The sequence below is a fragment of the Marinobacter salinus genome, from assembly GCF_001854125.1.
Lineage (GTDB): Bacteria > Pseudomonadota > Gammaproteobacteria > Pseudomonadales > Oleiphilaceae > Marinobacter > Marinobacter salinus.
In genome coordinates, this window is record NZ_CP017715.1 from 2643063 (window position 1) to 2665045 (window position 21983).

Annotated in this window: 19 protein-coding genes; 1 reads left to right on the top strand and 18 read right to left on the bottom strand. The window is 56.3% G+C overall.

Features of this window, described 5'->3' with window-relative positions; all coding sequences use genetic code 11:
* Position 1: 1 nt before the first annotated feature.
* From BKP64_RS12220 to BKP64_RS12310, 18 genes are all read right to left on the bottom strand, one after another.
* A complete protein-coding gene (locus BKP64_RS12220; protein WP_070970426.1) occupies positions 2–3658 on the bottom strand; it encodes a DUF6701 domain-containing protein in 3657 nt (1218 codons plus the stop codon).
* A gap of 399 nt (positions 3659–4057) precedes the next feature.
* On the bottom strand, positions 4058–4843 hold the full coding sequence (locus BKP64_RS12230; protein ID WP_070970430.1) for a PulJ/GspJ family protein: 786 nt from the start codon (positions 4841–4843) through the stop codon (positions 4058–4060).
* Entirely contained in the window at positions 4843–5334 is a 492-nt protein-coding gene (locus BKP64_RS12235) for a type IV pilus modification PilV family protein (RefSeq protein WP_070970433.1), read from the bottom strand. Before BKP64_RS12235 ends, BKP64_RS12230 begins: the two co-directional genes overlap by 1 nt.
* Positions 5331–5735, bottom strand: a complete 405-nt coding sequence (locus tag BKP64_RS12240; RefSeq protein ID WP_227515384.1) for a hypothetical protein — start codon at positions 5733–5735, stop codon at positions 5331–5333. Before BKP64_RS12240 ends, BKP64_RS12235 begins: the two co-directional genes overlap by 4 nt.
* Before the next feature lie 165 nt (positions 5736–5900).
* A complete protein-coding gene (locus BKP64_RS19695; RefSeq protein ID WP_070970438.1) occupies positions 5901–6401 on the bottom strand; it encodes a prepilin-type N-terminal cleavage/methylation domain-containing protein in 501 nt (166 codons plus the stop codon).
* A gap of 35 nt (positions 6402–6436) precedes the next feature.
* Positions 6437–6961 (bottom strand): prepilin-type N-terminal cleavage/methylation domain-containing protein, encoded by a 525-nt coding sequence (locus tag BKP64_RS19640; RefSeq protein ID WP_070970441.1) that lies wholly within the window; start codon positions 6959–6961, stop codon positions 6437–6439.
* Positions 6962–7000: 39 nt separating this feature from the next.
* Positions 7001–7582 carry a hypothetical protein gene (locus tag BKP64_RS12255; protein ID WP_070970444.1) on the bottom strand — a complete coding sequence of 194 codons (582 nt, stop codon included), beginning with the start codon at positions 7580–7582 and terminating at the stop codon, positions 7001–7003.
* Positions 7583–8812 carry a type II secretion system F family protein gene (locus BKP64_RS12260; RefSeq protein ID WP_070970446.1) on the bottom strand — a complete coding sequence of 410 codons (1230 nt, stop codon included), beginning with the start codon at positions 8810–8812 and terminating at the stop codon, positions 7583–7585.
* Positions 8812–10578 carry a GspE/PulE family protein gene (locus BKP64_RS12265; RefSeq protein WP_070970449.1) on the bottom strand — a complete coding sequence of 589 codons (1767 nt, stop codon included), beginning with the start codon at positions 10576–10578 and terminating at the stop codon, positions 8812–8814. The genes BKP64_RS12260 and BKP64_RS12265 overlap by 1 nt, the downstream gene beginning before the upstream one ends.
* A gap of 2 nt (positions 10579–10580) precedes the next feature.
* Entirely contained in the window at positions 10581–11651 is a 1071-nt protein-coding gene (locus BKP64_RS12270; RefSeq protein ID WP_070970452.1) for a hypothetical protein, read from the bottom strand.
* Positions 11648–12487 (bottom strand): ExeA family protein, encoded by an 840-nt coding sequence (locus BKP64_RS12275; RefSeq protein ID WP_070970456.1) that lies wholly within the window; start codon positions 12485–12487, stop codon positions 11648–11650. The genes BKP64_RS12270 and BKP64_RS12275 overlap by 4 nt, the downstream gene beginning before the upstream one ends.
* Position 12488: 1 nt before the next feature.
* Entirely contained in the window at positions 12489–14216 is a 1728-nt protein-coding gene (gene mshL / locus BKP64_RS12280) for a pilus (MSHA type) biogenesis protein MshL (protein WP_070970459.1), read from the bottom strand.
* Entirely contained in the window at positions 14216–14500 is a 285-nt protein-coding gene (locus BKP64_RS12285) for a hypothetical protein (RefSeq protein WP_227515385.1), read from the bottom strand. The genes mshL and BKP64_RS12285 overlap by 1 nt, the downstream gene beginning before the upstream one ends.
* 61 nt (positions 14501–14561) lie before the next feature.
* Complete coding sequence (gspM, locus tag BKP64_RS12290) at positions 14562–15254, bottom strand: type II secretion system protein GspM (protein ID WP_070970465.1); 693 nt, start codon at positions 15252–15254, stop codon at positions 14562–14564.
* Complete coding sequence (locus BKP64_RS12295; protein WP_070970468.1) at positions 15254–15859, bottom strand: PilN domain-containing protein; 606 nt, start codon at positions 15857–15859, stop codon at positions 15254–15256. The genes gspM and BKP64_RS12295 overlap by 1 nt, the downstream gene beginning before the upstream one ends.
* Complete coding sequence (locus BKP64_RS12300; protein WP_070970471.1) at positions 15856–16788, bottom strand: type IV pilus biogenesis protein PilM; 933 nt, start codon at positions 16786–16788, stop codon at positions 15856–15858. The genes BKP64_RS12295 and BKP64_RS12300 overlap by 4 nt, the downstream gene beginning before the upstream one ends.
* Before the next feature lie 215 nt (positions 16789–17003).
* On the bottom strand, positions 17004–17534 hold the full coding sequence (gene ssb, locus BKP64_RS12305; protein ID WP_070970473.1) for a single-stranded DNA-binding protein: 531 nt from the start codon (positions 17532–17534) through the stop codon (positions 17004–17006).
* A gap of 58 nt (positions 17535–17592) precedes the next feature.
* A complete protein-coding gene (locus BKP64_RS12310; protein WP_070970476.1) occupies positions 17593–18963 on the bottom strand; it encodes an MFS transporter in 1371 nt (456 codons plus the stop codon).
* A gap of 184 nt (positions 18964–19147) precedes the next feature.
* Between BKP64_RS12310 and uvrA the strand changes: the two genes are divergently transcribed.
* The gene (gene uvrA / locus BKP64_RS12315; RefSeq protein WP_070970479.1) at positions 19148–21970 is read left to right on the top strand and encodes an excinuclease ABC subunit UvrA; all 2823 of its coding nucleotides are present in this window, start codon (positions 19148–19150) and stop codon (positions 21968–21970) included.
* Positions 21971–21983: the final 13 nt, after the last annotated feature.

Sequence of the window (21983 nt, forward strand, 5' to 3'; positions counted from 1 at the left end):
ATCAACGTTCCTGCCAGTAGATAACACGATCGTGGCCGCGGTAGACGCCGAAAGTAGCCAGGCCCGTGGGGTCATCCAGAGAGCCATCGCCGTCTTCGTCATCCTCGAACCAGACCGGGACATCCCAAACCAGCGTATCCGTTCCTTGCGTCCCGTTTGGCTGAAGCGTCAGCGGGCCGCCAAGACCACCCCCAAGGGTTCCGGATCCAGACACCAGCGAATGGTGCACCTCTGGGTCAGCAATTGGTGTCGTAGCCCACTGCGAACAGTCATCCGCGTTGTGCGATACATACCGGCCACCCTCCCAAAACTCCGCACCGAAACGCATGTAGAGCTCACTCACGTTCTCAGGCCCGTAGACATTTTCAATCACCCAGCGGCCATATCGAACGTCAAGCGGTGCCAACGGTGTAACGGAGATCGGTGCAGTCGGAGCCAGGACGCCATCGGAATCCTCAATACCGTGGACCGTGACAGTCATGTCCGGCGAGAAGGGTGATATCCGGGCATCAACCGATTTTTGATAGACAAATTCATCGGTGGTCGAAAATGCATAAACACCAGTCCCTGGGCTGGCAACAGAAAACAACCCGGTCTGTAGGCTCGCAGTGATCGGATAACCAGCGCCGGACAAATCCATCTGGGCATTGTCAGTGGAAGGAGCGCTACGGGAGACATCCAAAGCCGTCAGCTTCAGAAAATCACCCTCCGTATAATTGCGCGTTACGTAAGTGCCAGGGCCCATCGCTGATATGGTTAACGTCGGTACAACAGCCCATTCCATCGGTTGACCGGAATATACGAAAGCCGCACCAGCGTCGCAGAATGGCGCGAGCTCCCCGACAGACACTGAGACATCGAATCGATCAGGCACAAAGCGACCAACCTCACCGGATGCACCGCTGACTTCAGGGGCTACACCGAGATAAGTCGAATTTTTGGCGGAAAGCTCAAGGATTCCCACTTCGTTCCAGCTCAGGTTACTCACCGTCGCTCTTCCGCCGTTGAACAGGGCGCCGGGCAAACTGACCGGACCGGAAAGAATGCCAGTCTGCCCCCCAACCGGTTTTATCAGGGAATGGCTGATACTCGCGCCTTGGGGGGAGCCTTCCTGACCAAAGCTTAGCAACGGATTGCCACTCGCACCGACCGCCGAGACAACCAGTTCGAAGGGCTGGCCAGCTGCTTTAAAGAGCGGCCCATTGGCATCGGTGGCAGCCGGGTTGTCCGTCACCGCCAGCGTGAAACGGTCAGGTCGAACGGTCCACAGCGCACTCGTCCCGGCCACCGGGAGTGGACTGCCAGTGGCGTCGACGACAATGCCGGACGTTTCATCAAGCAGGTTTAGCCGGTACTGCCCGACATCCCCTGCGAACAGAGAGAAGTCTGCAAATCCGCCGCTGAAATCAAGGGTCAGGTTGTCCGACAGCGGCACAGCACTGCCTGGCGACAGAACAGAAACACCACTATCGAGTTCAGGAGCCACGCCACCGGGATCATCGCCACTCCGCGACAACCAGGCCTTAACAGCAACCTGACGGTCGTAGTCGGCAATCGGGCCACACTCACCGGTGGCAGAATCACGCCGGATCGCTGTGACCAAAAACGAATGATCACGCTCCGCGACAATATCCAGCCCCTCAGCGTCTGTACTTTCGATTACAAAGGCGTTTTCGAGGAACTGAACCGGGCCGGACCGCCCTTGCTGCCCGTCGGCGAGGTCAGAAGCAAGAATGGTGAGCTCATCTGCCGTGGCATTTTCCAGCAACAACGAGACCGAACCATTGTCGCCAGCATCGAACTGATAACTCGCGGCGCCATCGTTGTTATTATCAGGAGTCGGCGTTAATGAGCCACTGGGAATATTTAAGAAGCCTGGCGACCAGTTGCCACTGCCAGAACTCGTCTGGAGTGAAACCAGGCCAGCGTATCCTGACAGGGTGTTTCCGTTCTGATCGAATGCGCGAATGGTCACCTCCGCGGCCCCACAGACACTTGCGACTGCCGGAACGTTAACCTCAAAACCGTCCAGGCGATTGAAAGCACATGGACGAACCCTGCGATAAAGGGCAGCAATGCCCTCGGGACCAAACGCCGCACTAAAAACGGTGACTTCGTCGATCCGGCCATCGAAATAGCGGCCGGAGAAAAACTGGTCTTGCCCGATATGAAGTGGGTCTCCATTTGTCATCAGGGATCCCGAGCGATTGGCACGCCCCTTCTCGATGCCATCCACATAGATACGCTGCAAACCACTCTCGTAGACGACAGCAATGTGATACCACTGATCCTCGACGAGATTCGCGCCACTCGTTGTGAACGAGTGAGTTCCTCCATTCTGGGTGCGCCACCACCAGTAGATTTCATTACTCGAATTGATATGAAATTCGAAGTTCTCGTCTTTTGAAGCAATTGTGTGCAGGCCGCTTCGGGGGAACCGCCTGACATTGACCCAGGCACTAACGGTCAAAGGCCCGGGAAGATCTAGCGCTGACTGGTCACTGATTTCAATGAACTGATTACTCGTTCCGTCAAAATCTCCATACCCACACGTGCCAGGACTTCCAGACCGGGCGGGCAGGCTGACAGAAAACTCTGGAGACGTTACAGCACGACCGTTTAAACCATTTCCCGAGGAATCCAGCACCTCTCCAACAGAGCCATTCCAAGGCCCGTTGTCCAGGTGCCAGTCGCCAACCGCCGCCGGAAGTATTGTCCCGACACCGATTTCACTCTCAAAGATGCCGTATCGGGCTCCCGAGGCATCACGAGCATCCCGCAGGCGCAGCAGGAACTTCCTCTGATCAAGACTGCCGGACTGCAAAGTGGAGATACTCACCGTCCCCTGAGACTGGCCCGAAGGTATCGTCAGCGTGCCCACACGTGCCTCGTAGTCAACCCCTTGAGTAGCGCTGCCATCCAGGGTTGCATAGTCGATCCGGATGTCTGTTGCAGCAGCCGCACCAAGCTCAACGGTAAACACAGCCGTATCGCCCTGGAAAACGGTCACGTTATCAACGTTGATGAGGGGCCCCGACACGCCTTCGTCATTGCTACTTCCCTCTGTATCCTTGCCATCAGATGCACCGGAGCTCATCGTCCATTCGCCAGTCCCGTCCGGGCGTCGGCGGGCATACTTGCCACTCTCTCCACCCACAAGAGTGAGCCGGGTATCAAACGGCAGCTCATCCGGGCTGGAGGAACAGGACGCATCTTCCGAGTTGCTGACGGAGCTGCCAACGCGGACATAATCGATGGTCTTTCCCTGTGCATCGGAAAGCCTGACATCCATACCCAGAAGGTTGATGTCGGGGCTTCCCAGGTCGTTGCCATCCATGATCAGCCACGGCGACGTGCTTTGGTTTGCAAGAGAAACAGAGCGGGAACTGCTACAGGCAGTCGACGGGTTATTCTTGTTACCGGCCAATGCACAGAATTCCAGTTGCCAGGTTTCATAGTCGGACACCAACACGCTTGAGGAAAGTAGCTTGATTTCTATAAAGCCGTCTTTTTCCGATATCTCATTGATGGTTGCAAGGCCCGCAAAGTCAGAACACTCTGCATATACGAATTGCGGCAGAATCATTACGATCAATGAGCAGGCCAGTGATTTTGACCATTTTAGAAAACCTTGAAGCGCCCGTTTGAATTGCCTCATCTGACTCTCACCTCAACCACCCGGACAGCCTGATCCATTCCACTGCCACACTGCCCGGTACTGGCTATCGAAAACACCGTATTGCCCCCGGGACCACTGATATTCGCGGTAACCGACTCGCAAGCCAGCGAAGCATTGCACCCGCTCAGGGCTGGCACACTGAACGAAATCGGGCTATTCAAAGCACTGCAGCTGCCGCCCTCCAGAACATCTCTGACCCCGACCTGCGCCCCACTTTCTGCAGCAAAAAATGCCCTTTGGGACTGGATCTGCAAACTCACTGATTCACCACTCGCCTGCTGCAATTGAGCCATTCCCGCCACGAGCAGTGAGAGGACCGTAATGATAAAAAGCGCAATAGGGAGACCAGCGCCACTCTGCCTCTGGAGTCCGGGAGCATTAGGGCACATTGCGAACCTGAACCTCCTGACTAATGGATGTGGTTTCCCCGGACTCGGTATCCTCCAGGACAAAACTGAACCCCACGACCGCGCCACGCTGCAGGCTCGGAGGCGTCACTTTAAAGGCCAGCGAGTTATTTGCGAGTCTCGCCGCCATCACCTGCCGGCCGGGATAACCGACAGGCAAACCGGACGCCGGCGAGGCATTGATTCCGTAATCCTGATAGCGGTAAAGAAAGCGCCCTGACTGACAAACGGATACCGGCTCTCCAACAACATAGAAACGGCGTGCCGGCGATTGCGCGGAAAATCGGTGCGTCGCGCCGCCATCGAATGTCACGGTAACCGGAGAGGCTCCCGATGGCAGGCTTGCCGTCGGCGAAAGAGGACCGGGGCTCCCCGGGGTATAGACATCAGAGCCGTAACCGTAGACCACGACCCGGCCTGCCGCAGAAGCACCTCCCGGAAGCGGCACGGCCTCGAAGGAATCGGGCGTCGCTCCTCCCGGCAGGCTCAGGTAATTTGACGCGGCCAGTATCGGCATCCATTCCAGACAAGTGCCGCTGGCATTGGTTCTAATAGACGTTGGCAGTGCTTCCCGAACTTCGCGGCTGATTTTTTCACTGATAACCACGCCAGCGAGAGACCGCTGCTGTCGAGAGCTGACATCCAGCGCACCACGTGTAGAGAGGCTGACAAACTGCACCGAGATGGTCGCAACAATCGCCAGCAAAACGATGACCATGACCAGTTCAACCAGGGTAAAGCCGCCGGCCCGACGCATCAGAAGTTTGCCCTGTAAGCGGACAACACAAAAGACTGGTTACCCGGAGCCGTGATATCAAGGTCAATGCGCTTTGCCTCAGAAGCCGGCAAACCAACTTCCGCTCCGGCACAGACGACGCTGATGCTCACCGAAAACCCATTGTAACCGGTCAGCGCCCCTTCGGCACTTCGGGGCGGCGAATCAATCAGCCCATCATAGTCATCCACATCGTCAAACGTCGCGCGAGTCTCACCCGCTTCCGTCTGGATATTGCAAGCGCCCGAATATTTCGGGACACCTCCCTGGGACGTCGAGTCATCGTATTTCCTGGTCAGGATTTCATCCATGTAGAGCTGAGCGAGCTCAATGGCACGGGTCTGGTTCAGCGGATCGGCACTGCGTCCGGTGATGAGCGAAAACGCACCGACTACGCCCGCGATGGCAACGCTAATGATAACGATGGTGATCACCAGTTCGACCAGCGTGGCACCCTGCTCAGCGCGACTCACGGCTGACAGCTCCCGGAATAGACTGCACCCAGAGAACTGATGCAGGTTTGATAGGTGCTGTCACCACTGAAAGTGAGATTGGTATTGATTCCCCCGACTACCTCGCCAGTGGCGTTAAATGCCAGATTGAGTGGAAGTGAAGCGCCGCTAAGGCTTGTACCGGACCGTTCGACGGAAAAAGTGCGAGCATTCGTTGTTCCCACGCCCACAGTAAACACGAAGGAGTTCGCCGTTTGCTCGACAGTGAGCCTGTCAGCGGAGTTCCCCGCCAACGCTGCCTGCTGGGCAAGCAGCGTGGCGGAGGCAAGTTGCTGGGTCACCAGCAAAGGGGAGAAGGCTGAACGGCTGGCGAACAGGCCTATCCCCAGAGCGGACAACACGCCAACCAGGATTATGATCATCACCAGCTCCACTATGGTGAACCCAAATGAATTGGGTACCCTTAGCATTTTCATCCCCCCACAAAGCTCAAACTCGAAATATTAAGTTGTCACAGCAAAAGTCATTCCCTTCATGAACCTGTTAGGTTGCCAACACTCACCGGCTTCATTCACCAGCCCAATTAATTAACAGCCACTGTCATCAACGGCTACTGTTGCCGGACCAGTTCCATCGGATTCTGTATAGACCAAATTGCAGGTGCCACTCCCATTAAAGCCATCCGGAACGAGAGTAATAGTAGGCGGCGTAGCAGTTGCAGCAATTGTGTAAACAAAATCTGCACCACTACCCGTGGCGGCAGAGGCACTCATATTCGCCGCTTCAATGATCCCGTCTGTCGCCGCAGTGGGATACCCATTCGCCATTTTAATCGCCTGCCCTTCAACAGTTACATCAGCTGCAGGTGCAAGCCCTTTTGCCAACTGCGTGCTATGTGTAATCGCTGAAGCTGATCTCATGGCACCTGCCGCACCACTTAGAACGGATGCCCTTGCATCACCTCCCAAATCCGCAAACCTCGGCAAAGCAAACGCCGCCAGAATGCCCAAGATTACAATCACCATCACCAGTTCGATCAGGGTAAAACCTTTCTCTTTTCTTGCTGAAATCGCTGTCATCGCATTCATGGTACTTCTCCGTTTTTCCGTTTTAATGCGTTCTATCAGTTAATCGTTGTTGTGATTTCGCCGGTGTCAGCGTCGTAATCAATCGTGCTGTTCTGGCCATCAAGCTGGTAAGTAAACACGCAGTCATCGCCCGGGTCCCCGTCAGCATCTGCCTGCACAGTGACGCTATAGTCCGGGTTTGCACCTGAGATAGTGGGTGCGTTCGATTGTAGAATACCGGCCCATACCTGCTGGCAGCGGGCTACGGTCATATTGGCATTGGTAACGTTATTCGTTGCGGTAGGCCAGCCGTCAGCACTGACATCGACATCGTCGTTACCGAATCCCTGTACATCGGTGGTTGCTGCCGTAAACCCATTGGATACCCACTGAGTCTTGGTCAACGCCACACCAGCGGCTAGCGCCCCGGCTGTGGCCCGGATACTTGACTGGTGCGCCTGCTCCGAGAGCTGCGCAAATCTCGGCAGTGCGAAAGCGGCGAGGATGGCCAGAATGGCAATCACCACCACCAGTTCAATCAGGGTGAAGCCCTGCTGTTTCTGAATTTTTCTATACTGCATCGTAAGAAAGCCTCTTTCCTGGATTATGCGTCCATCCTGTCAGCGTTGGGCATCCTGCGTTTGCGCTGCTTCTTCTGTCAACGACACCGGCGACAATTTGAGTCCCGTTGGTCGCTCTTCCTGCTCCCGCAATCCATTCCCGTTGCGGTCTGCAAATTCTGTTGTCACTTGCCAGGCCAGAGGCTTGTTTGGCTCCACGGGGCGCCGGTCTATATTGATCGGCTGTCGCGGACTATAAATTAACCAGCCTTTGGGCCTGCTTACTGTTTGTTTTTGTTCCATCAAGCGGAAACACCAGTTTCCTCGATCCGGTTGCCGTGCAGTACAGGCGCCCTGATAGTTTGGCCATTGGTGCTCAACCAGCTTGAAAGGGTTGGTCCCCTCCTGCGACTCCAGGTCACCCCCTCGGCTCAGCATCACTTCCGCGCCGCGGATGACCAGAGCTACCCGTAACTGGCTCAGCACCATGTTGGCGGACCGTTCTTCGGCGTGCCGTGCTTCACGTTCCAGAACACCCAGAAGAAACCACGTCATCGCACCAATAATCGACACTGTCGCTAACAGGCGCAGTCTTCGGGCGTAGGCCAGCCCGGAATCATCCGTGGCGAACCGGGTTGGCACTCAGCCCCGTCCCATGGCTGCGGCTCCCAGGTCCCAGATCGGCAGGAACACGCCCAGCGCAAGAATCAGTACCAGCACACCCATGGCAACGATCAGGATTGGTTCGATGGACTCCGCCAGCCGCTTCAGGCCGTAATCCACATCCTCGTCGTAAAAGTCGGCAACGTTGTTCAGCATGTCATCCACTGAACCGGTTTCTTCCCCAACGGCAATCATCTGCAGGATCAACGGGGTGAACATATTGCTTTGGCGGGCGGTGCGCAGCAGGCTCTCCCCTCGCTCGATACCTGTCCGCATTTCCTTGATATGTCGGGAAATCCAGGCATTATCCGTAGCGTCGGCCACCACCGTCAATGCATGGGTGACCGGCATACCGGCCGCCAGCATAGTCGCAAAATTCCGCGCAAAGCGACTTAAGGTAATAAGCTCCACAAGAGGCCCGATAACCGGCACTCGCAGCTTGTACCGGTCCCAGGTCAACTCCCCCTGCTCCGTCTGTTTCCACTGACGTATCAGCAGAGCGGCAGCCGCCAAGGCGAACAGCACCACATACCAGTAGTTCAGCAGGAAGTTGGACGTGCCTACCAGGACTTGAGTCAGAAAGGGCAAGTCCGCCCCCAGTTTGTTAAACACGGCCGCAAACTTGGGGATAACCAGGAAGTTCACCACCATCAGCGCCGCCAGCAGAGCCACCATCACAAACGTCGGGTATCGCAGGGCCTGTTTCAGGCGCCGTTTGGTATCCCGTTCCAGCTCCAGAATCTCAGACAGGCGCTTGAACGCGTTATCAAGCATCCCGGTGTTTTCCCCGACATGGATCATGGCGATGAACAGTTCGGAGAAGACTTCCGGATGGGCCTGCATGGCGGTCGCCATGGTGGTGCCGCCTTCCAGTCTTGACGTCACATCTTCCAGTACCTCCGCCAGGACCGGAGATCGAGAGGTCTCTGCCAGTCCCCGCATGGTCCGGATCAGGGGAATACCCGCTTTGGTCAGCGCGTACATCTGGCGGCAAAACACAATCAGCTCGTCCAGCGTCACTTTTTTGCGGAACAACGGCAGACCGTTCAACCGGTCGATAATTGACGCCTGCTGTTCCTGCTCGCGAATTGTGAGCGGCGTGATGCCCCGACGCATCAGTTCAGATGCGGCAGCATCAGCACTGGCCGCCACAAGGGAGCCCTGCTGCACGGTACCGCGATTGTCCTTGCCCCGGTAGCTGAACTGCATCAGGCAATGCCTCCCACAGGCTCATCCGGAACCGGAATCTCATCTTCAGGAGAAAATTCTCCCTCTGAGGTAGCCGCGACACGCGCGACTTCTTCGAGAGTTGTCAGGCCCTGCAAGGCATAGTCCATGGCACACCGGCCCAGAGGACGATACAGCGCGCCCCGCCGGGCCGCCCGGGTAAAGGCGGAAACATCCTGGCGGCGTAAGGCATCCAGCATGGCCTCATTCATTTCCAGCAGCTCGTATACACCTACCCGCCCCCTGTACCCGGTATTGCTGCACTGGTAACAACCGCGGCCATGTACAAAACCCGCTTCTATATCCAGAGGGTCCAGATCAAAGCCACGAAGCCAGACGTGTTCCTGGTCCGTCGGCTGATAGGACTCGGAACAATTACCACACACTCGCCGGACCAACCGCTGAGCCACGACTCCGAGCAGGGAGCTGGCCACCAGAAAAGGTTCTGCTCCCATATCGATCAGTCGCATGGCACTGCTGATTGAGTCGTTGGTATGCAGGGTGGAGAGCACAAGATGGCCGGTCATGGCGGCCCGAAGGCCAATTTCCACGGTCTCCCGGTCCCGCATTTCCCCCACCAGAATTACGTCCGGATCCTGGCGCAAAGCGGATCGTAAAACGCCGGCAAACTCCAGTCCGATTTTCGGGTTCACCTGAACCTGGGTAATCCGGGACAGCCGGTATTCCACCGGATCTTCAGCCGTAATTATTTTTACTTCCGGACGGTTCAGCTCGGTCAATGCGCCATACAGAGTGGTGGTTTTACCGCTACCTGTAGGGCCAGTCACCAGGATCATGCCATGGGGTTTCCGAATCATCCGCCGGAAACGCTCCAGCAGTCGGGTCGGCATGCCGGTGCCGTCGAGATTCAGCATGCCCTGGCTCTGATCCAGCAAACGCATGACCACCGATTCGCCATACTGAACCGGCATGGTAGACACCCGCACATCAATGCTTCGGCCTTTCACCCGCACATTGAAGCGCCCGTCCTGGGGCAGCCGCTTCTCGGAGATGTTGAGCCCTGCCATGAGCTTCAGGCGCAGGACCAGCGCGGCATTCACCCGCTTCTCCTTCATCACCTGTTCCTGCAGAACGCCGTCCACCCGTTGACGAATGCGCACGACAGTCTCATCCGGTTCGATGTGAATATCCGAGCTGCGCGCCTGCACAGCGTCTTCAAACAGGGTTTGCAGAAGCTTGACGACCGGGGCCTCGGCACTCTCAGACTCAGCCGAGAGATCCGCAAGATCAAAAGCATCGTCACCCAGTTCGTCTTCCAGCTCCTCGGCGAGCGACGCAATCTCATCGGTCCGGCGATACACAAGGTCCAGAGTGCTGAGGAGTTCGCTCTCCCGGACTACAGCCTGCTTGATCGGTTGTTTAAGAATCCGAACCAGCTCATCGTAGGCAAAAATATCCAGCGGATCCGCCATACCCACCAGCAACTCACCGCTCTGCTCCGCCAGCACAATACTGCGGAACCGGCGCGCCATGGCTTCCGGTAATTTCTTTACAAGCTCGTTCCTGAACTGGTAGTGACGGAGCTGAACGAAGGGCACGTCAAGCTGACGGGAGAGGATATTGAGGAGATTATCTTCATCCACATAGCCCAATTCGATCAGAGTCTTGCCCAGCTTACGCCCGGTATTTTTCTGTTCCCGCAACGCGGTCATCAACTGATGTTCAGTAATGACATCGTTCTGAACCAGCAGGTCGCCTAAACGGACTTTTTTCTTCGGCTCTGTCATCACTACCCTGCCTGCAGTTTGTTCAAGCGTTCGCGGACATACTCCGCGAGCGAAGGCGACAACCCGGGCAATTGTGCCGCCTGGCCGTATGCCCTAATGGCCCCGCCAAGTTCACCTCGGGATTCCAGCGCAATGGCAAGACCCACCCACCAGGCAGCCCGGCTGTCGTCTACGGTGATCAACGCGGACCAATGTCTGGCTGACTCGATACTCTGACCATCCTGCTGCAGCAGTGTTGCCAGGGTCACCCGGTACTCGATGTGCGTTTTAACCGGAGGAACACTCTTCAACAGTGTGGCCAAAGCCCCGCCGAGATCCCCGGCTGACAGCAACGCCCGGGCCCTCAGCAATCTCAGTGACGGATAACCCTGCACCCCGTCACCGGAGAGCCAGCGCAATGCCCGGTCCGGCATTTCCTGCACCAGCATGGCCCGGGCAAAAACCTCCCTGCTCACCGGTGCGGTTTGCTCTTCGGCCACTTGAAGCAGTAGCTGTTCGGCGGCACCCGAGTCGCCGGCGTCCAGCAGTGTCATCAGCTGCCGGCTGACTCTCAAATCCACCGTTTCCGGTGTTTCGCGAACCTGTTTGACAACCGGATTGGCAACTGGAGCCATCGAGCTTGCCGGCACGTTTTCGCGCACTTGCTCGGAGCCGTCAGCCTTCACCGGGTCAGCACTGTTTTTATCCGCTGGCACGGGCGACTCAGAAAACACCTGTGCGTTCCCGTCCGAGGCCGGGGAAGGCTCGGGTGGAACCACAGTCAATTCTTCTTTGGCCGGCTCAACAGTTTGCTCTGGTGCTGCTCCGGCAACGGATTCAGTAACAACAGGAGCCTCTGCCACGTACTCCCGGTGTTCATTATCCGAAACAGTGGGTACCTCGGCATTGCCAGGGATCAAGAAGCCATAATAGAAGGCCGCTGCCGCACACATGACGATGAGCAAAAGCAACACTGGAAGCCACCATCGCTGGCGTCGCTGAGGCACTTGAGCCTGCCCCGTGTAGACTGATGCCACGTCTGGCCGATTCTGGCGCTGTTCTGCCGCGCGTAGGGCATCGTTCAGCAGGCTCATAGCCACCTCGCCAGCAGTCCGGGGGGCCGGGCGCTTTCGGTATCCCGAATAGCCTGGATCACATGATGCCGGGTTATCAGGCGCTCCCCAGTGCCCCAGGCCGCAAGCATGGCTTTATGGGCGAGAATGTTAACGAGCCTGGGAATGCCACCTGAAGACCGGGTGATCAGGCGCAAAGCACCTGGTGAAAACAGATCACCACCGTTATACCCGGCCTGCGCCAGGCGATGCCGGAGGTATTGGGCAACAGACGCCTTGTCGAGGGGCGCCAGGCGGTAGTGAAAGGTGATGCGTTGGCGCAACTGTCGCAGACTGTCCTTCTGTAGCAGCAAGTCCAGCTCCGGCTGGCCAAAAAGTACGATCTGCAGCAAGCGTACGCTTTCTGTTTCGAGGTTAGTGAGCAGTCGCAAAGCCTCAATCGTTTGTTCCGGCATCGCCTGAGCTTCGTCAATCACCAGGACAACCTGCCGCTGGTCCATGGCCAGTTCAATCAGTCGCTCATTCAGGGCTTTGAGGATCTGGTGGGTATTGGCACAGAGGGACACATCCACACCAAGCTCCTCTGCTACCGCTTCATAAAGGGTATCTGGACTCAGGTGCGGATTGGGAATATAGGCGGTGCGTGCTTTCTGCTCAAGTTCGTTAAGCAGCAATCGGCACAAGAGGGTTTTACCGGTACCCACTTCGCCGGTGATCTTGATGAACCCCTCTCGCTCACCCAAAGCCACCAGCAGCAACTCCAGCGCGTCACTATGGCTGGGCGCCCGGAGGAAATAGCGGGTATTTGGCGTCAATGCGAACGGTGCTTCCTGCAGTCCGAAGTGGGATTCGTACATGCTAGCGACGGGCTTTCTCCGGCTCGGGTGTTACGGATTCGGAGGATTTCAGCAAATCCCGGAGCACATTCATCCGTTCGCGACTTGCGGCAATGTCGGCGTTCATTCTCGCAGGCGCCGCAACCACCGGACGCAGAAGAATAACCAGTTCGCTCTTGCGGGATTCAAAGCGGCGCTGCTTGAACAGCTCACCGACAACGGGGATGTCGCTGAAAAATGGCACCGCGGAGTTGTTATCTTCACTGGTGTTCTGGATCAGGCCACCAATCACTACAATCTGACCGCTTTCAGCGCGAATGACGCTATCCGTTTCACGCACGGTGCTGCTCGCTAATGGCAGGGTGACATCCCGTTCACCAATCGTGATAATTTTCTCCTGATCATTCACTTCACTCACCGAGGGGTGGACGTGAAGTGTGATACTGCCGCTTTCGGAAATCTGCGGAGTAACATCCAGGGAAATTCCGGAAAAGAAAGGCGTCAGCTCAACCGATGTGGATGTGCTGTCGCTGCCGGTAACCGTGGAGTTATCATCGTTGAAGTCAATGTCCGTCACAAAGAACTCATCCGTGCCAACCTTGATCACCGCTTTCTGGTTGTTCACAGTGGAAATTCGGGGGCTGGAGAGAATCTGGACATTGCCTTGCTCACCCAGCAACTGGATCAGCCCGGTAAAATCGCCGGCACGAACACTGGCTGAAAACAGGCCGCCGATGTCTGAGGTCTGGATCGCCTGACCAGCCAGGGCCTGGGCGGTAAAATCTTCAGGCAGACCGTCGGACGCGGTAATGCCAGAGGCACTCTGCAGGTCCGACCAGTTGATTCCCTGCTGATAACCTTCATTCAAAGCGATCTCGAGAATTTTTGCCTCCAGAATAACCTGTCGCTGCATGATCAGTTCGGTACGGCGCAGATACTCTTCCACTACACGCAGCTCATCACTGCCGGCCCGAACCATAACCAGTCCGGCTCCCGGATTTACAATGACCTGGTTAGCGTCATCACCACCAATAATCATGGTGAGAGCCTGACGGATATCAGACCAGAAGTCCGATTCGGTTTCTGTGGAAATGGTTGTTCCAACCAGGCTCCTTGTATCATTGCCACCAGAATTGCCAGTATTGTCTGCCGAGCTTCCACTCCCTCGGGAACTGGTGACCTGACCAGAACTTACCCGGGTCTCCGACCCGCCCTTGCGCTTGAAATACAAGTAATCAATCGGGAACAGACGGGTCTGGATAACATCATCATTGACCCGGAACAGTCGGCCGCTGCGTTCGATATCAAGGTTGTAGAGATCTGCAGCAATATCCATAACTTCAGGCACGGTGACATCACGCAGACGTAAATCAATATTCGCTGCCACATCGGGATGAACCACCACGTTGTAACGGGTGCCATCAACGAGAGCTTCAAAGAAGCTGCCCGCCGCTATGCCACTGGCGTTAACATCGAAGCGCTCCTCAAGATCCGCTCGGGCCGTGAGAGGAGGCAAGAGCGCGGCACTCACATCTGCGGGCACAGCGGAAGGTCCTGACGCGGGACTGTTGTTCGGTGAAGACGGCTGTTCCGCCTCCGCCAGGGCACTTTCGATAGCATCAGCGGCATCGGTGGACGTCGCCGCCGATGTTCGCATGAGCGGATTGTTGGTGCACGCTGTCAGCATGGCTGCCATCAGCAGTGCACCCAGTCGTTTCATCGTAATCATGGTTGCCTGTTTGTTTGTCATTAGTTGTCCCGCACCTGCGGAAGCCTGTCGAGATACAACACCCGCAAACGCCCGTCATCCAAAACCTCTACCCGGTTACGGTGTATTCGACGAACCCGGACACCATCAAATATCTGCCCTTCAGCCCGTGGCTGGCCATTGATAACCGCCACCCGCCGTTTGCTTCCCACCAGAATGGACTCGAGGGCGAGAGAGGTCATAGGCGCAACTTTGGCCGGCGTGTCACCGCTGTCTGGTGGCCGGGTCGGATCCTGAAGCCCGGAGGCCTGGGACGCAAAGACCATCAAAAGCCCGGCCATTGCCGGGACAAGTAGACTGGGGATCCCCCCCATCAGTCTGCACACATCACACCCCCAACCAGGCAGGTTCGAGACTCAGGGTTCGCACCCGGATAACGGCTTCTCCCGTAGGCCAGTTTTTAGCATTGTATTCCAGCACCACCCACCCGAGGCGCTCATCCAGAGCCTCCAGGTGCTCCAGGTAAGCCAGTACCTCCAGATAACTTCCTTCAATCGTCAGCTCAACATCATGCGCGTACAGTAAAGGGGCTTCACTTTTCTTACCGGGCGATTCATCGTCAGATGCTTCCGGCTCCGGGGCAAAAACCGGTGTCGGTGTTTTCAACTCCATGGTCCGAAGTTTCAGGACTTGCTGGGCTGAAAGCATCTCTCTCAGTAACGACACCATGGCCTTAGGGGCAATCAATTGTCCCGTGGTATCGGCAATCTGCCGGTTGAGCCCCTCAAGGCGTGCCTGCCGGGCCCTCAACTGGTTACGAAGTTCTTGCGAAGGATCTTTGGCTAACTGGTGATTCAGACTCTGCTGCTGCGACAGCAGGCTGTCACGGCTATCCACCAATGTGCGTTGCCGGTTCTCGAGCTGTTGCTGCGTTTTCAGCGCAGGTGCAATACCCAGATCCCACCCCAAAACCACCAGCAGCACCAGAACAGTGGCCGTAATCAGCGCACGCTCCCGAATTGGCCGCTCATTAAACCACGCCGCGCCCCGATCCAGGGATTCACGCCAGGACGCTGCCATCAGCCGCCCTCCCCGGAACGCTCAGTGGCCACATGAAAGTCAATCCATGCTCCTTCGTCAGGCCTTGAAAGCCGGAATGCACCAAACGTCTTTCCGGTGAACACCGGTTCATCACCCAGATTTTCCAGATACGCAGGCACCAGAGCGCCGGATCGTGCCCGACCTTCGATGGTGACCTGTCCCCTTTCCGCGTCAAGGCGTAAGGCTGTTAACCAAACGTCTTCGGGGATCTGCCTTGCAAGCGCGGCCATCCGGGGCGAAAAGCTCTGGCCCCCGTCCAGGACAAGGCTTTCTACGCGTTCCAGCAAACGCTGTCGGCGTGTGAGAGTATCGGTAATTCGCTTCAGGGCATCTTGCACTTCCGGGGCCGGCTGCCTGGCACTCACGGCCTCTGACAGCTGGGTTACAACCTGATCAAGACTGCGAGTCTCTTGTTCCAGCCGGGTAACATGCTCTTCCAGATGGTTATTCTGATACTGAACAACGCCATAGGCCGCAGCAAACCCGGCAAAAGCAAGACCAACAAGACCCATGGCAGCGCCTGCCTTGAATATTTCTTTCCTGGGGCGCAGCTCTCTGGTGAAGAGGTTGACCTGCTGAATCATGGACGGTCCCCGCCAGCAATAGAGAGGCTGGCACTCCAAGCCGGCAAACACCGACTGTCCAGAGCCTCCTCAAGGCCAATCGTCGACCAGTCCAGGGTCTCTACCCCAGCAGCCACATAAGTGGACAACATGGATACCAACGGCATGACGTTGTCCCGGGCAACGATGTGGATCATTGCGGGCGGAACCTGGCCAAGCTGGCTCTCGTAATAATCCAGCGAACGCTGCATTTCCAGTGCCAGTGACTGAACGGCGCTTTCCTGGCGACCGGCGTCCCAGAGGTCTTCAAGAGCCACATCAAGGCGGCGCGACATGTACAGAGTCTCCTCGCGGCAAACCACCATCTGACCGTATCGCTCCCTTAGATGAACAAGTGCCGCCCCATGCTTTTTCTTATCCAGCCAGCTGACGAGATTACGCAAGGCCAGTTCGGCAATATCGATTCGGTCGAGCTTGAGGCCGGAACCCTGCACCAACGTCACCAGTTCACTGACCAGGGACTTTCGTGCAGCAACCACATTTACCAGAACGCCGCGACCACGGGAGGCATCTTCAGGAAAAGGAAAAACATCCGAAACCGCGTCCGAAGGACTGAAGTCGAGGAGGTCCTTGAGCTTCCATTTCAGGGCATCCCCCAACTCGGATTCCTCAATACCCTCCGGCTGCTCCATCTGAAAAACCTGATATTGATCCAGGGGCAATACCAGTGTGGTGACCGCACCCGACCAGCCTGACTTGTCCACCAGGGACTGCAAAACCTTATGACGCTTCGCGGGCAAGCATTCAACGAAGCCGGCAGAGGGCGCGAACGCACCGGGAGACAGCGCCCAGGCAATGCCGTCCGGACGTACTTCCAGGCATACACGCTGGCGGCTGCCAGTGCCAGCAAACAGGCCGGTAATCTTTTTTACAATGGCATTTTTTGTCATGTAGCTCTTTCAGGCAGTACCTAGACCACTCGCCAGCCTCAGGCCCGGCTTATAGTGCCGAAAAAATAGGCAGTTTTACATATAGCGGCATGATAGATGAGAAAGTGAATGTAACTCCACGTTTTTCGTAAAATTTCACGTTCTATTGCAAGGCACTTACAAAAAAGCCTCCGCAAGACGGAGGCTTCGATGATAATGATTGCTCAAGATTTGCTCTAGAACGGAATATCGTCATCAAAATCATCCACCGGCTCAGGCATACTGCCCTGAGTAGGCTGGCTGTAGCCACCGGACTGCTGCTGGGGCGGCGGGTTATTGCCCTGCTGGCCAGCGGGGGCATTGCTACCTGATTGCTGGGGACGACCAGCAGGTGCGCCCTGATTCATACCACCTTCGCCACCGCGGCTATCCAGCATCTGCATCTGGCCGTTGATATCCACCACGACCTCAGTGGTGTAGACGTCCTGACCTTCCTTGTTCTGCCACTTCCGGGTTTGCAGTTTACCTTCAATATAAACCTTGGACCCTTTACGCAGGTACTGCCCGGCAACCTCAGCCACCTTGCCAAACAGCACGATGCGGTGCCATTCGGTTTTAGGCACCATCTGACCAGTCTGACGGTCCTTGTAACTCTCGTCAGTGGCAAGATTAAGATTCACCACAGCATTGCCGTTGGGGGTATAGCGGGTATCCGGGTCCTGGCCCAGGTTCCCGATAAGAATGACCTTGTTTACGCCTCGTGCCATTTTCTGCTCCTGATTCTATTTTCAGGGATAACCCGCGCTCCCTGCGGGTTTCCAAATTTCAAGAACTGCTACCCTGCCGGACAAACGAAAAGTCCGCAAGTAACGCTTCATCGAATTGCTGACGATCTACCTTGAGATAGGCTGTGGCTGCATCCTCAACAATCACAACATCCTGAACGCCGGGCACCCGGCGCAGGCTGCTATCGATATCGTCATACTGACCGCCAACGACCTCCTGCAACTGTACCACGAAACTCGTAGTGTATCCTGGCGAAGGCATCGTCACGGCGACCGTCAACCAAAGCGTTAGAACGGCAACCATAAACCATAATACTCCAGTGGTTCCGAGCTGCTCCAGAAGCACACCCCCCAGAGCGCCACCGAGAAAAGCCCCCAGAAACTGAGACGTAGAGTAAGCCCCCATTGCCGTCCCCTTGCTCGCCGCTGGAGCCTCCTTGCTAATAAGAGAAGGCAGGCTGGCCTCCAGAAGGTTAAAGGCCATGAAGAAGAAAAAGAGTACAGCCCAAGCAGTAGTCAAGGCATCCGAGACACTCGCCAAACCGGCGGTGGCAAGCGTCAACAGCGTGATGGCACCACACAGGACCGGCTTCATCTTCCGCTTCTTTTCAGCAAGGATAATGAACGGAACCATGGCGAAAAAGGAGGCAACCATAACGCTTAGATAAAACCACCAGTGCGAACTGCTGGCCAACCCTAGCTGATTCTGCAGCATGGAAGGAAAAACAAGAAAGAGTGAGGTCAGCACCAGGTGCAGCGAGAAGATACCGAAATCGAGGCGTAACAGACGTCCGTCCGAAAGCACTTTGCCGAGCATTTTCTTTGCCGGGTGAGTATCTGCGCTGATCCTGTAATGATGGGGAGTAGGCACCACACGATTGACAACTATGAGGGCAATGACCGCCAGAACGCCCGTTGCATAAAAGATTCCCGAAAGCCCCCAGAGAGAACCGACCAGCGGACCGAGCACCAGCGAAACGGAAAAGGACAGACCAATAGAGATACCTACTGTTGCCATCGCTTTGGTGCGCTCTTCCTCCCGAGTCAGATCACTCAGCAGCGCCATCAATACACTGGCGATTGCACCGGCCCCCTGAAGAATCCGACCGGCAATCACAACGTATATGGAGTCGGTGGCGCCAGCCAACAGGCTACCGGCGGCGAACAGAACGAGCCCAATGTAGATCATCCGTTTGCGACCTACCCGGTCGGACAACAAGCCGAAGGGAATCTGGAGCAATGCCTGACTGAGACCATAGGCACCGATCGCAAAACCAAGCAATGCCGGAGTTGCACCTTTCAGGTCGGTACCCAGGAGCATGAACACGGGCATAACCATAAACAGCCCCAACATACGCATCGCATAAACGGACGCGAGAGCTGCAACGGATCGTTTTTCCAGCGCGTTCATGGCACTACTACCTCAGCCGGGGTTGAAAGCGGAATGACTTGAAGGCACGTAACCCCCTCAGGCGGCGCATTGTAACAGAAGGCACACCCTCCGGGGACTGCTCGAAATACCCCAGAGCAACAGGCATTTTCGCCGTGAACGCAGTAACGCGGTATAATTTTCGTTTTTATTTGAGCGAGGTGTTATGGATCATATCCAGATCAAAGGGGCACGAACCCACAACCTGAAAAACGTCGACCTGGATATACCGCGGGACAAGCTGATTGTAATAACCGGACTGTCCGGCTCAGGCAAATCCTCGCTGGCATTTGACACGCTCTACGCAGAGGGCCAACGACGCTACGTGGAATCACTGTCCACCTACGCCCGACAATTCCTGTCGATGATGGAAAAGCCGGACGTTGACCATATTGAAGGCCTCTCACCTGCTATTTCCATTGAGCAGAAGTCGACGTCGCACAACCCCCGCTCTACCGTCGGCACGATTACCGAGATCTATGACTACCTGCGGCTGCTCTTTGCCCGCGCCGGCGAGCCCCGCTGCCCGGATCATGACCAGCCGCTGGAAGCTCAGACGGTTAGCCAGATGGTCGACCAGGTGCTAGCCATGCCCGAAGGCGCCAAGCTTATGATCCTGGCGCCAGTCATTCGCGACCGCAAGGGAGAACACCAACAAGTCATTGAAACCATGAAAAGTCAGGGTTTCATACGCTTGAGAGTAGATGGCACCGTTTACGACATTGATGACATTCCCGCTCTGGACAAAAAACGCAAACATCAGATTGACGTGGTGGTAGACCGATTCAAGGTAAAACCAGGCCTGGAGCAACGACTGGCCGAAAGTTTCGAAACCGCACTTGGGCTTTCTGATGGCATTGCACTGGTCGCGCCCATGAGTGGCAAAGGCGAAGAGCACACGTTCTCAGCCCGATATGCATGCACCCAATGCGGCTATGCGCTCAGCGAACTGGAGCCCAGAATCTTCTCCTTCAACAACCCGGCCGGAGCATGTCCGACATGCGACGGCCTAGGGGTAAAGCAGTTTTTCGATCCAGAGAAGATCGTCCAGCATCCGGAAGCGACGCTTGCTGCCGGTGCGATCAAGGGTTGGGACCGTAGGGCCGTCTACTATTTCCAGTTGCTGGGCAGCGTTGCCGAACACTACGACATTGACCTCGAAACGCCCTGGCAGGATTTACCTGAACACTTTCAGGACATCCTTCTGAACGGCTCCGGCAGTGAGGAGATCCCTTTTCGGTACGTGAACTCTCGCGGCCATATCATGGAAAAGGCCCACCCTTTTGAAGGCATTCTTCCGAACCTTGAGCGTCGTTATCGCGAGACGGACTCACAGAGCATGCGGGAGGAACTGGCACGCAATCTAAGCACCCAGCCCTGCAAAAGCTGCCATGGCTCCCGGCTCCGCAGAAGCGCCCGCCATGTCTTCATCGAAAACCGGAACCTTCCGGAGGTGACCCGGCTGCCGGTTGGAGACGCTCACGACTACTTTGAAAAACTGGCCTTGCCGGGGCGCAAGGGAGAGATCGCCGAAAAAATCCTCAAAGAAGTCCGCCAGAGACTGCAGTTCCTCGTTAACGTGGGCCTGGAATACCTCACGCTTGAAAGAAGTGCCGATACCCTTTCCGGCGGCGAGGCCCAGCGCATTCGCCTGGCCAGCCAGATAGGCGCGGGCCTGGTCGGTGTAATGTACATTCTGGACGAACCCTCAATCGGCCTGCACCAGCGCGACAACGACCGCTTGCTCGCCACCCTGACGCACCTGCGGGATCTCGGCAACACCGTAATCGTGGTCGAACATGATGAGGACGCCATCCGGGCGGCAGATTATGTCATTGACATAGGCCCCGGCGCAGGCGTTCATGGCGGCCACATCATCGCCAAAGGCACACCTCAGGATATCATCGACAATCCCAATTCCCTGACCGGTCAGTATCTGAGTGGGGCCAAGGAAATTGCGGTTCCCGCAAAACGAAATACCGGCACCGGCAAGCAGCTCACGTTGACCGGCGCCAGCGGCAATAATCTTCAGGAAGTCACCCTGAAACTCCCCCTTGGCATCATGACCTGCATTACAGGCGTCTCCGGGTCAGGTAAGTCTACCCTGATTAACAGCACGCTTTATCCGGTAGCTGCTGCCAAACTGAACAAGGCCACCAGTCTTAACCATGCGCCCTACAGCACTCTCAAAGGCCTCGAACACCTCGACAAGGTGATCGACATAGACCAGAGCCCGATAGGACGCACACCCCGCTCGAATCCCGCGACCTACACAGGGCTGTTCACCCCTATCCGGGAACTCTTTGCCGGCACACAGGAAGCCCGTTCGCGGGGTTACAAACCCGGACGATTTTCGTTTAACGTCAAAGGTGGTCGCTGCGAGGCGTGCCAGGGCGATGGCGTGATTAAGGTCGAGATGCACTTTTTGCCGGACGTCTACGTACCCTGCGATGTATGCAAGGGTAAACGATACAATCGCGAAACCCTGGAGGTCCGCTATAAAGGCAAAAACATTCACGAAGTACTGGACATGACCGTTGAGGAAGGGCGTGAATTCTTTGACGCCGTCCCCTTTCTGGCGCGCAAACTCCAGACGCTCATTGATGTGGGACTTTCCTACATTCGCCTTGGCCAGAGTGCCGTTACTCTTTCAGGTGGTGAGGCCCAACGGGTAAAACTCGCCAAGGAACTTTCCAAGCGGGATACAGGGAAGACGCTCTACATTCTCGATGAGCCAACCACCGGCCTGCATTTCTACGACATCCAGCAGCTACTCAATGTATTGCAGCGCCTTCGCGATCACGGTAATACAGTCGTCGTAATTGAGCACAATCTTGATGTCATCAAGACCGCAGACTGGATTATTGACCTGGGTCCGGAAGGTGGATCAGGCGGCGGCCGAATCATCGCCGAAGGAACACCGGAAGATGTGGCGCGCCACCCCGAGTCTCACACGGGGCACTACCTCAAACCCATTCTTGAATCCTGACGTCAGCCCCCGA